Annotated in this window: 16 protein-coding genes; all 16 read right to left on the bottom strand. The window is 45.1% G+C overall.

Annotated elements, in window-relative coordinates; translation table 11 throughout:
* Nucleotides 1-17: 17 nt before the first annotated feature.
* On the bottom strand, nt 18-1,253 hold the full coding sequence (gene glyA / locus HNR63_RS00690) for a serine hydroxymethyltransferase (RefSeq protein ID WP_043968150.1): 1,236 nt from the start codon (nt 1,251-1,253) through the stop codon (nt 18-20).
* Between the two features lie 72 nt (nt 1,254-1,325).
* Nucleotides 1,326-1,895 carry a TIGR01440 family protein gene (locus tag HNR63_RS00685; protein WP_246316706.1) on the bottom strand — a complete coding sequence of 190 codons (570 nt, stop codon included), beginning with the start codon at nt 1,893-1,895 and terminating at the stop codon, nt 1,326-1,328.
* Nucleotides 1,896-1,917: 22 nt separating this feature from the next.
* A complete protein-coding gene (gene rpiB, locus HNR63_RS00680) occupies nt 1,918-2,361 on the bottom strand; it encodes a ribose 5-phosphate isomerase B (RefSeq protein ID WP_009360969.1) in 444 nt (147 codons plus the stop codon).
* An 87-nt stretch (nt 2,362-2,448) separates the two neighbouring features.
* The gene (locus HNR63_RS00675) at nt 2,449-3,741 is read right to left on the bottom strand and encodes a methyl-accepting chemotaxis protein (RefSeq protein ID WP_181519464.1); all 1,293 of its coding nucleotides are present in this window, start codon (nt 3,739-3,741) and stop codon (nt 2,449-2,451) included.
* 14 nt (nt 3,742-3,755) lie between these two features.
* On the bottom strand, nt 3,756-4,190 hold the full coding sequence (locus tag HNR63_RS00670) for an arsenate reductase/protein-tyrosine-phosphatase family protein (protein ID WP_181519463.1): 435 nt from the start codon (nt 4,188-4,190) through the stop codon (nt 3,756-3,758).
* A 108-nt stretch (nt 4,191-4,298) separates the two neighbouring features.
* Complete coding sequence (locus tag HNR63_RS00665) at nt 4,299-4,844, bottom strand: manganese efflux pump MntP (RefSeq protein WP_085789041.1); 546 nt, start codon at nt 4,842-4,844, stop codon at nt 4,299-4,301.
* Nucleotides 4,845-4,906: 62 nt separating this feature from the next.
* Entirely contained in the window at nt 4,907-5,950 is a 1,044-nt protein-coding gene (locus tag HNR63_RS00660) for an L-threonylcarbamoyladenylate synthase (RefSeq protein ID WP_181519462.1), read from the bottom strand.
* Between the two features lie 167 nt (nt 5,951-6,117).
* The gene (spoIIR, locus tag HNR63_RS00655; RefSeq protein WP_181519461.1) at nt 6,118-6,741 is read right to left on the bottom strand and encodes a stage II sporulation protein R; all 624 of its coding nucleotides are present in this window, start codon (nt 6,739-6,741) and stop codon (nt 6,118-6,120) included.
* 91 nt (nt 6,742-6,832) lie between these two features.
* Nucleotides 6,833-7,684, bottom strand: a complete 852-nt coding sequence (prmC, locus tag HNR63_RS00650; RefSeq protein ID WP_181519460.1) for a peptide chain release factor N(5)-glutamine methyltransferase — start codon at nt 7,682-7,684, stop codon at nt 6,833-6,835.
* Complete coding sequence (prfA, locus tag HNR63_RS00645) at nt 7,674-8,750, bottom strand: peptide chain release factor 1 (protein WP_006320978.1); 1,077 nt, start codon at nt 8,748-8,750, stop codon at nt 7,674-7,676. The genes prmC and prfA overlap by 11 nt, the downstream gene beginning before the upstream one ends.
* Nucleotides 8,751-8,806: 56 nt before the next feature.
* On the bottom strand, nt 8,807-9,427 hold the full coding sequence (locus HNR63_RS00640) for a thymidine kinase (RefSeq protein ID WP_181519459.1): 621 nt from the start codon (nt 9,425-9,427) through the stop codon (nt 8,807-8,809).
* An 84-nt stretch (nt 9,428-9,511) separates the two neighbouring features.
* Nucleotides 9,512-9,712 carry a 50S ribosomal protein L31 gene (rpmE, locus tag HNR63_RS00635; RefSeq protein ID WP_003397039.1) on the bottom strand — a complete coding sequence of 67 codons (201 nt, stop codon included), beginning with the start codon at nt 9,710-9,712 and terminating at the stop codon, nt 9,512-9,514.
* Nucleotides 9,713-9,822: 110 nt separating this feature from the next.
* Nucleotides 9,823-11,109 carry a transcription termination factor Rho gene (gene rho, locus HNR63_RS00630; protein ID WP_181519458.1) on the bottom strand — a complete coding sequence of 429 codons (1,287 nt, stop codon included), beginning with the start codon at nt 11,107-11,109 and terminating at the stop codon, nt 9,823-9,825.
* A 169-nt stretch (nt 11,110-11,278) separates the two neighbouring features.
* Nucleotides 11,279-12,241, bottom strand: a complete 963-nt coding sequence (gene glpX / locus HNR63_RS00625; protein WP_181519457.1) for a class II fructose-bisphosphatase — start codon at nt 12,239-12,241, stop codon at nt 11,279-11,281.
* Nucleotides 12,242-12,267: 26 nt separating this feature from the next.
* The gene (locus tag HNR63_RS00620; RefSeq protein ID WP_009360979.1) at nt 12,268-13,554 is read right to left on the bottom strand and encodes a UDP-N-acetylglucosamine 1-carboxyvinyltransferase; all 1,287 of its coding nucleotides are present in this window, start codon (nt 13,552-13,554) and stop codon (nt 12,268-12,270) included.
* A 57-nt stretch (nt 13,555-13,611) separates the two neighbouring features.
* Nucleotides 13,612-14,259 carry a fructose-6-phosphate aldolase gene (gene fsa / locus HNR63_RS00615; protein WP_009360980.1) on the bottom strand — a complete coding sequence of 216 codons (648 nt, stop codon included), beginning with the start codon at nt 14,257-14,259 and terminating at the stop codon, nt 13,612-13,614.
* Nucleotides 14,260-14,284 lie beyond the last annotated feature (25 nt).

Genomic DNA, 14,284 nt, shown 5'->3' with positions numbered 1-14,284 from the left:
AGTCGGGACACCTGTCGTTATACGTACAATGGGAATTTTTCAGTTAATGCTGCAACGCGATGGCGCGCTTCGTCTAATTTTTGTTCATCGTCTTTATGTTTGAGCGCAATGGAAATGATGCGCGCAATTTCATCCATTTCCTCAAGACCAAAGCCGCGGCTTGTTACGGCTGCTGTACCGATGCGAATACCGCTTGTGACAAACGGGCTTTCTGGATCGTACGGAATCGTATTTTTATTCACGGTAATGCCGATCTCATCAAGCACTTTTTCAGCAACTTTTCCTGTTAATCCGATTGAACGCAAGTCAATTAACAATAAATGGTTGTCCGTTCCGCCAGAGACGAGCGTAAACCCTTCTGCCGTTAACGCTTCTGCTAAACGTTTCGCGTTGTTCACAATGTTTTGCGCATATGTTTTGAAATCATCTTGCAACGCCTCGCCGAGCGCGACAGCTTTCGCAGCGATGACATGCATGAGCGGACCGCCTTGAATGCCTGGGAAAATCGCTTTATCAATTTGTTTCGCAAATTGCTCTTGGCATAAAATCATTCCCCCGCGTGGACCGCGCAACGTTTTATGCGTCGTTGTCGTCACAAAATGGGCATACGGAACAGGATTTGGATGCAACCCTGCCGCAACAAGCCCAGCGATATGGGCCATATCGACCATGAAATAAGCGCCTACTTCATCGGCAATTTCACGAAACTTCGCAAAGTCAATCGTGCGAGGATATGCGCTTGCCCCAGCAACGATTAATTTCGGTTTATGTTTTAATGCTTTTTCACGAACGTCATCGTAGTTAATACGGTGCGTTTCCGGATCGACGCCATACTCGATAAAATTGTATTGTATGCCGCTAAAGTTAACCGGGCTTCCGTGCGTTAAATGCCCTCCGTGTGATAAGTTCATGCCAAGTACCGTATCACCGTGCTCTAAAATGGTAAAATATACAGCCATGTTCGCCTGCGCCCCTGAGTGCGGCTGAACATTTGCATGCTCGGCTCCGAACAATTGTTTTGCACGCTCGCGCGCAAGCTCTTCAACGACGTCAACATGTTCACAACCACCGTAATAGCGACGTCCCGGGTATCCTTCTGCATATTTGTTCGTTAATACCGATCCTTGCGCTTCCATGACCGCTTCGCTAACGAAGTTTTCTGATGCAATTAATTCAATTTTCGTTTGTTGTCGTTTTAATTCATCTTGAATAGCTTGAAATACTTGCGGATCTTGCTGTGACAAGCGACTCATCGACAATCCTCCCCTAAAGTGTGAATATTCTTTTTTATCTTAACACATTTTCAAATGAAAAAGTGAACAAATTTAACCGATTGAACATGATTTGTTCGCCTTTTCTTGTGAATAAACGGCGCGCTCGCCCCCGATCAGTTTCGGTCGTGTTTTCGCAAATGTGAGCGTCGCATGTCCAATTTGTTTGATCGATGTTCGCACAGGGACAGCGACATGCTTTAAATGCATACCGATTAATGTAGCGCCGATGTCGATGCCTGCATCTGCCCGAATATGTTCAACGACGACAGGATCACGGAATTGCGTATATGCATATGCCGCCATCGCTCCACCAGCGTTGCGAACCGGAATGACCGTCACGATGTCAAGCTGCTTTGTCACAGCTGTTTGTCGTTCCACAACTAATGCACGGTTTAAATGTTCACAACATTGAAACGCAAGCTGTACTCCTGTTTCGTCGTGCCACCATTTTAATTCTTGAAATAGCATCGCCGCCACGTCCATCGTTCCTGCCGTCCCAATTTTTTCTCCAATGACTTCACTTGTGCTACATCCAATGACGACCACATCTTTATCCGTTAGCGGCACTTGTGCACGAAACTCAGCTAGCGCCGTTTGCCATTCATTGCGCCATCGTTCCATGTCCGTCACGCTACTCCCACCTTTATTGCTCGTTTTCATAAGCAGAAATTTTTTGAATGCGTTTTTCGTGACGTCCTCCTTCAAACGGAGTCGTCAACCATACTTTTGCAATTTCCCGCGCCAATCCTGGTCCGATGACGCGCTCTCCCATCGCTAATATATTGCTGTCGTTATGCTCGCGCGTCGCTTTTGCACTAAATACGTCGTGAACGAGGGCACAACGAATTCCTTTCACTTTGTTTGCTGCGATGCTCATGCCAATTCCTGTTCCGCAAATTAAAATCCCGCGGTCAAATTCCCCGCTCGCCACTTTTTGCGCAACTGGCAGAGCATAATCTGGATAATCGACCGATGTCTCACACTCACAACCAAAGTCTGTATATTCGATCCCCATTTCATCCATTAGTTGTTTTATTTCCTCACGAATTCGGATGCCACCATGATCTGATGCAATCGCTACTTTCACGTTCAAACCCCTCCTTATCGTTATAAAGAAAAAGCCGTCTCTTTTCATTTTAACGGGTCGAGACGGTCTTTTCATCATTTATTATGCTTATAAACGAAAACGGGCAATCGTTTGTTTTAATTTTTCTGCTTGTTCTCCAAGTTCTGTCGCTAGCTCGCGCATGCTTTCAATGACCGCTGTTTGTTCTTGTGTCGCCGCTGTCACTTCTTCAGCACCGGCCGACGTTTGTTCGGCAATCGCCGCAACCTCTTGCGACTGAACAGATGTTTGTTGAATGTATTTCGTTTGTTCATCGACAAGTTGGGCAATTTGTTTCACCGCTTCTGCCACTTCATGAATCGATGCGCTCATATGCGAAATCGCTTCATTTGTTTCATTTCCTTTTTTCGCTTCGTCATTCGCTTTTTTCACTTGCTCTGTAATTTGATTAACGACGTTTCCTACTTCATGTTGAATGTTTTGCACGAGCTCAGAAATACCTTGTACCGCTTTGGCGCTTTCATCTGCCAACTTTCTTACTTCTTCCGCAACGACAGCAAAACCTTTCCCATGTTCACCAGCACGCGCCGCCTCAATCGAAGCATTGAGCGCAAGTAAATTCGTCTGCCCTGCAATATCTCCAACGAGCGAAATAATTTGTCCGACTTCTTTCGCATGATCTTCTAAACGTCGCACAACATGTAATGACGCTTCGTTGTTTTCCGCTAATTGTTGAATGCCCACAATAAGTGAGCCGATGACGCGACGGCTTTGTTCAAGCGTTTCGACCATATCCATCGATAGCTTTTCAGACTGCATCGCTTTTTGTTGTACATTTCCTGCGATCGCCAACACATCTTCCACCGCTTCTGCCGTTGTCTGCATCGCAACCGCTGAATTGTCCGCTCCTTTTGAAATTTCATCAATCGTGCGCGCAATGTTTTCCGCTTGTTCCGCAGCGACGCGAGACACGTTTGTCATCTCTACTACTTTTTCATTCGTATGCGCAAAATTTTGTTGAATGTTGCGCACCATTTCACGCAAGTTCCGCAACATATCGTTAAACGCGAGCGCAAGCGAACGAATTTCATCATCGGATTTTGGCACAGGCACATCTTGTCCAATTTCACCTTCCGCAGCTTTTAACGCGGCTTGTTCTAGTTGAGAAAGCGGTTTCGTAATAAAGCGCGCTGCAAAATACGCTAAGACACCTGACCAAAAAATACCGAGCAGCAACGTCAAAATTGTAAACGTATTTTTACTAAACGGAATCCATTGTTTTACGTAGTCGTAAAGCACATAAATGTAAAAAGCGCTCGTTGAATACGTAATAATTGCTAATACAGTTGTAAAAATGGCTAGCTTTTTTTGTAAGCTAAATGTGTATTTTCCCCCCATCATACATCCCCCTTGCTTTATAGCTTTTCATGTAGCTTTTCGATTGCTTGTTCGAGCTCATCGCACGTTTGACGATACACATCGATGGAGCCACCAAATGGATCAACGACATCTTTATCGTCCCCAAGAAATTCATGTAACGTAAACGTTTTTCCTTCTGCCTCTGGGAAGCGCGATAACACATGTTGTTTATGACTTTCGGTCATCGTCAACACGTACGTCGCCCAATCAATATGTTCTTTCGATAATAACGTCGCACGATGGTCAATATCGATTCCTTTTTCAGCGAGCGCAGCTTTCGCATGTTGTGAAGCGTCACTTCCATCAAATGCAAAAATGCCGGCTGATCTCACTTGCACATGCGGCAACTGTTTATGCTTTAGCAACGCTTCTGCCATCGGACTGCGGCACGTATTTCCTGTGCATACAAACAAAACGTTCGTTTGATTCACTGATTCACACCTCGCATCATTTCCCACATGTTTACTATTATTATAAAGCAAACGGTTGGACAAAATATAGAGCAAAAAAAAAGAAAAAAGAACTGGAAACGCCCCAGCTCATAGCGGAAATAAAAGTTTGCATGCAAACAAAAGCAAAATGGCGCCACCTAGCGCCTCGCTATATGTACCTAAACAACGTTGAAAGCGCCGCCCAAGAAGCAAACCGATCCATGTTAACACCATGCTCGTGACCCCAAACGACATGACCGCTAATACGATCTGTACTCCGTAAATCCCTAAACTGAGTCCGACAGAAAAACTGTCGAGGCTGACGCTAAATGCAAATAAAAACAAACCGATGCCAACGGGCCTCAGCCAACGTTCTTGTTCATGACGAAACGAAGCGATGACCATTTGCACACCAAGAATAAACAACAATCCCCCACCGATATACGTCGCCATATGACCGAGTTGGACAGATAATAGCTGCCCAATCATCATGCCTGCTAAAGGCATGACGATATGAAAGAAACCTACTGTTAAACCGATGTAAGCAATTTGTTTCAAACGAAGCCGAAGCAAACCCATGCCTAAGCTGACTGAAAATGCATCCATCCCTAACGCAAATGCCATCATCGCTAATGTGATCATTTCCCCAATCATACGAATGCCCCCTTAGGACGTGCCTTCACGTTAACATATGCACATCCTAAGGCGTTTAGACGTCATTTTTCCATAACTTGTTCATGACCTGCTGCTTTTAATAAACGGTTCATAATGGCTACACCCATTTCTTCATTCGGGAAAGACTCGCTATAAATGATATCCACATTCGTTTCATCAAACGTTCGCAGCACATCATATAAATGTTGAGCAACCGTTCGCAAATCGTTCCGTCGTCCACAAGGAATGACAACGTCAGCTTCATATGTGTGACGACGTTCTTCCGTCGTCAACACTCCTACTCTTAAGCCGTTGGCGCGCTTTTCATTCACAAGTTGTTGCAAAAATGTCGAAGAACCGTTCACGACAATTAACGGCGCTTTCGGAGCATAATGTGTATATTTCATTCCCGGAGATTTCGGCACCGCCCCTTTTTCCACAAGCGCACGATCGATATCCACAACACCGATCACTTGTTCAATGTCCTCTTTTGTTACGCCACCCGGTCGTAAAATCGTTGGAATGGCTGTCGTGCAGTCAATAACCGTCGATTCAACCCCGACTCCTGTTGCCCCCCCATCGACAATAGCCGCAATGCGCCCATCTAAATCATCAAGCACATGTTTGGCTGTCGTCGGACTCGGTCTTCCGGAACGATTCGCACTTGGCGCAGCAATAGGCAGGCCGCTTGCCTGAATGAGCGCAAGGGCAATCGGATGATTCGGCATGCGAACGGCCACCGTGTTCAACCCTGCAGTCACATGTGGAGAAACGGCTTCTTTTTTTGGAAGAATAAGCGTTAGTGGACCAGGCCAAAAATGTTCCATCAATGTATGTGCGACAGGAGGAATGTCGCAGGCAATATCGTGCAGTTGTTCCTTTGTCGCAATGTGGACAATCAGTGGATTATCGCTCGGTCTTCCTTTCGCAACAAAAATGTTCTCCACAGCAGTTGTGGACATCGCGTTCGCCCCAAGACCATATACCGTTTCTGTCGGAAAGGCGACAAGTTCACCTCGCTGTAAATACGAAGCAGCTTGCAAAATGTGTGGATAAGTATTTAAATCATCCACATTTTTATCCACAAAAAACACATGTGTCTTCAACGTTTTCACCTCATAAATATTCAAATCGCTTGTTTTTTTATCAACATTCTACAAGCATTTTACAACTTTTTTCTTCAATGAGTATAAAAGATTCGCCCAAAATACACAACAATTGTCCACAAATTGTGAATAAGTCGCTCTTTTTTGTTGATAATTTTGTGGATATGTTATTGAATAAGCTTTTTCCATACTTCCGCAACGAAAAATTTCACTTCGATTTGCTGTTCGTCTTCCACAACAAGCGGTTGTTCATCGATTCGTTCTTGTTGCCCTATTTGTTTTTCCACAGGACGAACCGCTTCACCTGTGGAAAAATCGAGAAAACAGAGCGGAGGAAACAAGACGCACCACCAGTTTGCTCCTTCCCCTTTGCCAAGCGTAATTAATACAGCATCATACTCACCTGCTGGATATATATATGATCCGTATATTTTCGTCGGAAATGACACGCGTCCAAACGTCACGTTGTACGATTGATTACTCTTCTTCTCACGAAGAACGCGAGCGACCGTTTGTTCAATGTCTGGCACATGTTGGGCAATGACTTGTTTCGCTTCTTCAAATGATGTTAAGTCGCTAACCCATGTTGTTATTTGTTCATTTACTGCGTCACGAACCGCGCGTTTTAACGCTTGATCCTCTGGTGAATCGCTATTTGCTAAAATGCGCAACCGTACCGCCTCGTTTGGAATCACAACATCGCTTTGCGCCTCTGTTTGTTGCCCATATATCGTGACAATGCCCCCAATCATCACGATCGTCATATATAAAATGATAACGTATTTGTTCATCGTTTACCTCCCCTTTCTTGTTATGCAGTGTAACCAGAAAGAGAAGTTGATAAACTATGAAAATGAAAAAATATAAGAAAAGCTTCCGATGTTACTCGGAAGCGAGATCGGCGATGACGATGCGCTCTTTGCCGTTTATATCAAACAGGACGTCAATGCGCGCCGAAGGAAATGTTTGTTGCAACATCGTTTGCACCGCTTGCCCTTGTCCGTGACCGATTTCAAACGCAATAAGCGCTTGTGGGGTAACGACATGCGGAAGTTCGCTCGCTAAACGACGATAAAATAGCAACCCATCTTCGCCACCGACGAGCGCTCGAAGCGGCTCTTTTTGTACAATAGGCGATAGCGTCGAAATGTCGTGTGCTGGAATGTATGGCGGATTAGAAACGACAACATCCACTCGTATACCACGGTCGATAATCGGTTGCAGTAAATCCCCTTCTAACCAATGAACGCGAGCGCCAAGCTGCTCGGCATTTCGCTTCGCCACTTCAAGCGATGAAGCAGAAATATCCACACCGTACACATGCCACGTTGGTCGCTCTAACGACAACGTCACTGCAATCGCTCCGCTTCCCGTTCCGACATCAACGACGGAAAGCGGCTTTTCGGTTGTTCGGGCAAGCACATGAGAAACAAGCTCTTCTGTTTCTGGGCGCGGAATTAATACGTGTTCATTGACGATAAACGTCCGTCCGTAAAACTGTTCGTATCCGATTAAATATTGAATCGGGATATGCTCTAGCGCATGTTTTTTCACATCCGCCACAAATGTTTGTTTGCACGTTTCATCGATCGGCTCACGCAAATTGGCAAATAGTTGCGCACGCGTCATGTGTAAATGATGACGCAATAACCATTCCGCTGCCGTTTCTTCCTTCCCGTGCTCTCGGAAAAAAGAAGAAGCCCATTGGAGGACTTCATATATTTTACTGCTCATTGTTCGCTTGCTCCAACTTTTTCGATTGATCGTCTAAAATGAGCGCATCGATAATTTCATCTAATTTTCCTTCTAACACTTGATCAAGTTTTTGAATCGTCAATCCGATCCGATGATCGGTGACGCGATTTTGCGGAAAGTTGTACGTGCGAATCCGCTCGGAACGATCGCCTGTTCCGACCGCTTGTTTGCGCGTTTGGTCGTATTCTGCACGCGCTTCTTGTTGATATTTATCGTAAATGCGCGCACGCAATACTTTCATCGCTTTTTCTTTATTTTTAATTTGCGATTTTTCATCTTGGCAAGACACGACAATGCCTGTTGGAATGTGGGTTAAACGAACGGCTGACATCGTCGTATTGACGCTTTGCCCGCCCGGACCGCTCGAGGCAAACGTATCGACACGAATATCTTTTTCGTTAATTTCAATTTCGATTTCTTCCATTTCTGGCAAGCAAGCGACTGTCGCCGTTGACGTATGAATGCGTCCGCCTGATTCCGTCTCTGGTACACGCTGAACACGATGGGCACCGTTTTCAAATTTTAATTTCGAATATGCCCCTTTTCCTTGAATCATGAAAATAATTTCTTTATAGCCGCCAAGTCCTGTCGGATGTGCTTCAATCACTTCTGTTTTCCATCCTTGCGACTCGGCATAGCGCGTATACATGCGATATAAATCGCCTGCAAAAAGCGCCGCTTCCTCTCCACCTGCCGCTCCGCGAATTTCCATAATGACGTTTTTATCGTCATTCGGATCTTTTGGAAGCAACAATACTTTTAACTTTTCAACAAGCTGTTCTTCACGTTCTTCTAGTTCGCTAATTTCTTCTTTCACCATGTCGCGCATATCCGGATCAAGCTTTTCTTCAAGCATCGCTTTCGCATCCGCCAACTGCTCGCGCACCGATTTATATTCGCGATACGTTTGTACCGTCTCCGCTAAATCGGATTGTTCTTTTGAATAATCACGTAATTTTTTCGGGTCATTTAATACTTCTGGATCCATTAATAGTTCATTTAATTTTTCATAACGGGCTTCTACCGCCTGTAAACGATCGAACATTTTTCTCACCTCGACTTTTCATTATATCATAAACGATCATATGAAAAAACTCGCCCTTATGGACGAGTGGCCGTTTCTTTACATGCTTTATTTTTCTTTGGATGATCAGGCACTTCATGATGATGGCGGCATCGTGGTTCGTACGATTCGCTTGCTCCGATTAAAATGACGGGATCGTGGTAAGATGCTGGACGCCCATTAATGAGCCGCTGTGTGCGCGATGCAGGGGAACCGCAAACGGTGCAAACCGCTTGTAGCTTTGTCACCGATTCAGCAATCGCCATCAGCGTTGGAACAGGGCCAAACGGTTCGCCGCGAAAATCTTGATCTAAGCCTGCTACGATGACGCGATATCCTTCATCGGCGAGCTGTTGAACAACATCAACGACATGTTCGTCAAAAAATTGCACTTCATCGATCGCGACAACGTCTGTATGCGTTGTCAAGTGCTTTCGAATGTCTGATGCACATGACACAGGAATAGCAATAACAGATGTTCCATTATGGGAAACGACAGCTTCTTCGCTATATCGATTATCGATCGCTGGCTTAAACACTTTCACTTCTTGTTTCGCAAACTGCGCGCGTCGTACGCGGCGGATCAGTTCTTCCGATTTTCCGGAAAACATGCTTCCGCAAATGACCTCTAGCCAGCCGGATTGCTTCATAACATACATCAGGGCGACCCCTTTCTTTCAAACTTTCACGAAAAAAACAGGCAAGTGAAAAAAGTTCGCTTGCCTGTTTTCATGACATACGGATTACTTAAGGCCGTATTTTTTGTTAAATTTATCAACACGTCCTGCAGCAGAAGCGAATTTTTGACGTCCTGTGTAGAATGGGTGGCACGCTGAGCAAATTTCTACGCGCACTTCGTCTTTCACAGAACCGCTCTCAAACTCGTTTCCACACGCGCATTTAACCATCACTTTTTTATAGTTTGGATGGATTCCTGCTTTCATCTTATTTCATCTCCTTCCGCCCTGAATCTTTTCGAAACAGAGTTTATATGCAATGAAAAACACACATGATAAAATTATAACAATCGTATCACTGTTTTGCAACTATCCATTTATAACCGTTTTAAATTTCCGGCTGTTTTCCACTCTTCATCTAACATCGCAAAAAACTCTTCGTTCGTTTTCGTTTGCTTTAATCGATGAATAAATCGCTCAATAAAGTCTGGGGTATCTGACATCGTTTTACGAATGGCCCACAATTTTTCTAAATGTTCTTTTGGAATTAATAACTCTTCTTTTCGCGTGCCAGAACGACGAATGTCGATAGCAGGGAAAATTCGTTTTTCCGCTAATGAACGATCGAGATGAAGCTCCATATTTCCTGTTCCTTTAAATTCTTCATAAATGACATCGTCCATGCGCGAACCTGTATCGACAAGAGCGGTAGCTAAAATCGTTAAGCTGCCCCCTTCTTCGATGTTTCGCGCCGCTCCAAAAAACCGTTTCGGACGGTGGAATGCGGCCGGGTCAATTCCTCCCGATAACGTACGTCCGCTTGGCGGAATAACTAAGTTGTATGCGCGCGCTAAACGTGTAATACTATCCATTAAAATGACGACATCACGCTTATGTTCAACGAGGCGCATCGCACGTTCGAGCACAAGCTCTGCCACTTTAATATGGTTTTCCGGCACTTCATCAAACGTCGAGCTGACGACATCCGCCGATACAGAACGTTCAATATCCGTCACTTCTTCTGGGCGCTCATCAATAAGCAAAACGATAAGTTCAACATCTGGATGATTTGTCGTAATGCTGTTGGCAATTTCTTTTAACAACATCGTTTTTCCCGCTTTCGGAGGCGCAACAATTAAACCGCGCTGACCGAATCCGATCGGAGCAATCAAATCAATGAGGCGAGTAGATAGCTTGTCTGGTGTCGTCTCTAGTTTCATTTGTCGGTTCGGATAAAGCGGTGTCAGCGCCGGGAAGTGAACGCGTTCTTTCGCAATTTCTGGGTCTTCACCGTTTACTGCCTCGACGTGCAGTAAGCCGAAATACCGTTCATTTTCTTTTGGCGGGCGCACTTTTCCTGATACTTTATCACCGTTGCGCAAATCAAAGCGGCGAATTTGCGATGCGGAAATATAAATATCTTCCGAACTAGGGGAATAGTTAATTGGACGTAAAAAACCGAATCCTTCTGATTGAATAATTTCAAGCACGCCTTCCATGAAAAAGAGGCCGTCTTGTTCAGCGCGCGCTTTTAAAATGGCAAAAATCAATTCTTTCTTTGTCAGTTTACTGTAATATGAAACTTTGTATTGGCGAGCTAATTCATATAGCTCTTTAATCGTCATATTTTCTAGCGTTGCAATCGTTAAATCTCCTAACTCCATACTTACACCACTCTTTTATTTAATTTTCATGAATTGCTCTTTTGGATGGAAACAGCGAAGATGAAAAGATGATTACGAGAAGAAACGTAACATGACTATTTTACCCTTTTTTTATGTTGTCAATCAATAGAAAAAGAGCGAGCGCGCGAAAAGTTCGCGCATCTCGCGATTATTTAATGACGAGGTTCGGCTTTTTCTTTAAGCTATGACGACCTTCAATGAAACGAACGGTACCTGATTTCGCGCGCATGACAACGGAGTGCGTCTCGCCGTATGTTCCTTTAAATTGCACACCGCGCAACAATTCTCCGTCCGTTACACCCGTTGCGGCAAAAATGGCATCGTCCCCTTTTACGAGATCTTCCATGCGCAATACACGGTTTACATCTAACCCCATTTTTTTGCATCGCTCGAGTTCCGCATCGTTTTGCGGCAATAGCTTCCCTTGTATTTCCCCGCCGAGACATTTGAGCGCCACAGCGGCTAACACCCCTTCTGGAGCGCCTCCTGACCCAAATAAAATGTCTACACCTGTATGATCAAACGCTGTATTAATTGCAGCAGCGACGTCACCGTCATTAATGAGCTTAATGCGCGCGCCTGCTTCACGCAACTCCGCAATGATGCGCTCATGGCGCGGACGATTTAAAATGATCGCCACAACGTCTTCAATATCTTTATTTTTCGCTTTAGCAACAGCTTTTAAATTATCGATAATTGGCGCGTTAATGTCGATCATGCCGACCGCTTCTGGCCCAACCGCAATTTTGTCCATGTACATATCTGGCGCATGAAGCAAATTGCCGTGATCCGCCACAGCGACGACCGCTAACGCGTTCCATCCACCAGAAGCGACGATGTTCGTTCCTTCAAGCGGATCAACCGCCACATCAACGCGCGGACCGTACCCGTTGCCGAGCTTTTCTCCAATATATAGCATCGGTGCTTCGTCCATTTCCCCTTCACCGATGACGACCGTTCCTTTCATCGGAATCGTATCAAATACGTCCCGCATCGCAGACGTGGCCGCTTCGTCTGCTTCGTCTTTTTTCCCGCGCCCCATCCAGCGGGCTGCAGCTAATGCAGCCGCTTCTGTGACGCGGACAAGCTCCATTGATAAACTTCTTTCCATCGTTTCTCCCTCTCCCCTTTGGTGCATTATGTGTTCTTCAGTTGCTCGATTTCTTGTTCTGTCATTTGTTCGCGCCAAACGGTAGCGCCAAGGTTGACAAGTTTGTCAACTAAGTTGCTGTAGCCGCGATCAATATGTTCTAATCCTGTAATTTCTGTAACCCCTTCGGCCATTAATCCGGCGACGACAAGCGCGGCACCTGCACGCAAATCGGTTGCACGCACTTTCGCTCCTTGTAGTCGTGATGGACCTGTAATAATGGCTGAACGTCCTTCGACTTTCACATTGGCGTTCATGCGCCGCAATTCATCGATATGTTTAAATCGGGCGCTATAAATCGTATCTGTCACAATGCTCGTCCCAGACGCTTTCGTTAATAGTGAAGTGAATGGCTGTTGTAAATCGGTCGGAAAGCCGGGGTAAACGAGCGTTTTAATATCGACGGCACGAAGATGATCTTTCGTCGCAATAAAAATTTGGTCATCGCTCGTTTCGACAACGACACCCATTTCTCGCATTTTTGCAATGACTGCTTCTAAATGCTGGGGAATGACGTTGTCAATAATCATTTCTTTCCCCATGGCTGCACCGATAATCATATACGTTCCCGCTTCAATGCGATCCGGAATAATGGAATGGCGGCAACCGTGCAACTGTTCTACACCGTCAATGCGAATGACATCCGTTCCTGCTCCTTTAATGCGTGCACCCATGTTCGTCAACAGCGTCGCAACGTCAATAATTTCCGGCTCTTTTGCCGCGTTTTCAATAATTGTTCTTCCTTTTGCTAGGACGGCAGCTAACATAATGTTAATCGTCGCCCCAACGCTGACAACGTCCAAATAAATGCGCGCTCCACGAAGCTCTTCCGCCCGTAAATAAATCGCTCCTTGCTCGTTAGTCACTTTCGCTCCAAGCGCCTCAAACCCTTTAATGTGCTGATCGATCGGCCGCGGCCCTAAATGGCAGCCACCCGGAAGACCGATGACCGCTTTTTTAAAACGTCCAAGCATCGCGCCCATCAAGTAATATGACGCGCGCAATTTTTTTACTTTTCCGTTCGGCAAAGGCATGGAAACGATATGCGACGGGTCAATGACGACTTCGTTTTCGTCAAAATGAAATGTACCGCCAATTTCTTCAATTAACTGTCCTAACACATGAACGTCTGAAATGTTCGGCAACCCTTCAATGACTACAGGTGAGTTGGCTAAAATAGCGGCTGGAATGAGCGCGACGGCGCTATTTTTCGCTCCACTAATGCGCACGGAGCCTTGAAGGAGGTCACCGCCAACGATTTTTAACTTTTCCATATGTGTCTCCCTTCTCGCAAAGCAAGTCCTAGAACGCGACGGAAAACTGCTAAATCATTATTTTTGGTTTGCTTTATTCCAGTCTGCTAAAAACTTTTCGATGCCTTGATCTGTAAGCGGATGTTTAAATAGTTGCATAAGCACGTTGTAAGGTACTGTCGCAATATGTGCACCTTTTAATGCTGCCTCTGTCACATGTTGTGGGTGACGAATAGATGCGGCGATAATTTCTGTATCAATGTCGTGAATGGCAAAAATGTTCGCAATCGTTTCAATTAACTCTAAGCCGTTATGACCGATATCATCTAAACGACCTAAAAACGGCGATACGTATGTCGCACCAGCACGCGCTGCTAACAGCGCTTGATTCGCGCTAAAAATGAGGGTGACATTTGTTTTAATTCCTTTTTCGCTAAATACTTTTACCGCCTTTAATCCTTCTGGCGTCATCGGCACTTTAATTGTAATGTTTGGTGCGATTTTTGCTAATTCTTCCCCTTCTGCAATCATTCCTTCTGCATCGGTTGCGATCACTTCCGCACTAACGGAACCGGAAACGAGAGAAGTAATTTCACGAAGACGATCGTGGAACGATACGTTTTCTTTTGCCACGAGGCTTGGATTTGTTGTTACTCCCGCTAAAATGCCTAGTTCATGGGCGTGGCGAATTTCATCAATATTTGCCGTGTCAATAAAAAATTTCATAATTTTCAACCTCCTAAACGCTTTC

It is taken from the genome of Anoxybacillus ayderensis (genome assembly GCF_013761015.1).
In the GTDB taxonomy this organism is placed as follows: Bacteria; Bacillota; Bacilli; order Bacillales; family Anoxybacillaceae; genus Anoxybacillus; species Anoxybacillus ayderensis.
This window is presented reverse-complemented; position numbering and strand designations above follow the sequence as displayed.

Coding starts and splice junctions, on each gene's coding strand:
- prfA (WP_006320978.1), bottom strand. CDS start 8,750: ATGTTCGATCGTTTACAGGCGGTAGAAGCCCGTTATGAAAAATTAAAT.
- fsa (WP_009360980.1), bottom strand. CDS start 14,259: ATGAAATTTTTTATTGACACGGCAAATATTGATGAAATTCGCCACGCC.
- glyA (WP_043968150.1), bottom strand. CDS start 1,253: ATGAGTCGCTTGTCACAGCAAGATCCGCAAGTATTTCAAGCTATTCAA.
- HNR63_RS00675 (WP_181519464.1), bottom strand. CDS start 3,741: ATGATGGGGGGAAAATACACATTTAGCTTACAAAAAAAGCTAGCCATT.
- HNR63_RS00640 (WP_181519459.1), bottom strand. CDS start 9,427: ATGTATGTTATGAAGCAATCCGGCTGGCTAGAGGTCATTTGCGGAAGC.
- glpX (WP_181519457.1), bottom strand. CDS start 12,241: ATGGAAAGAAGTTTATCAATGGAGCTTGTCCGCGTCACAGAAGCGGCT.
- rho (WP_181519458.1), bottom strand. CDS start 11,109: ATGGAGTTAGGAGATTTAACGATTGCAACGCTAGAAAATATGACGATT.
- HNR63_RS00685 (WP_246316706.1), bottom strand. CDS start 1,895: ATGGAACGATGGCGCAATGAATGGCAAACGGCGCTAGCTGAGTTTCGT.
- rpmE (WP_003397039.1), bottom strand. CDS start 9,712: ATGAAAGCAGGAATCCATCCAAACTATAAAAAAGTGATGGTTAAATGC.
- HNR63_RS00620 (WP_009360979.1), bottom strand. CDS start 13,554: ATGGAAAAGTTAAAAATCGTTGGCGGTGACCTCCTTCAAGGCTCCGTG.
- prmC (WP_181519460.1), bottom strand. CDS start 7,684: ATGAGCAGTAAAATATATGAAGTCCTCCAATGGGCTTCTTCTTTTTTC.
- HNR63_RS00665 (WP_085789041.1), bottom strand. CDS start 4,844: ATGATTGGGGAAATGATCACATTAGCGATGATGGCATTTGCGTTAGGG.
- spoIIR (WP_181519461.1), bottom strand. CDS start 6,741: ATGAACAAATACGTTATCATTTTATATATGACGATCGTGATGATTGGG.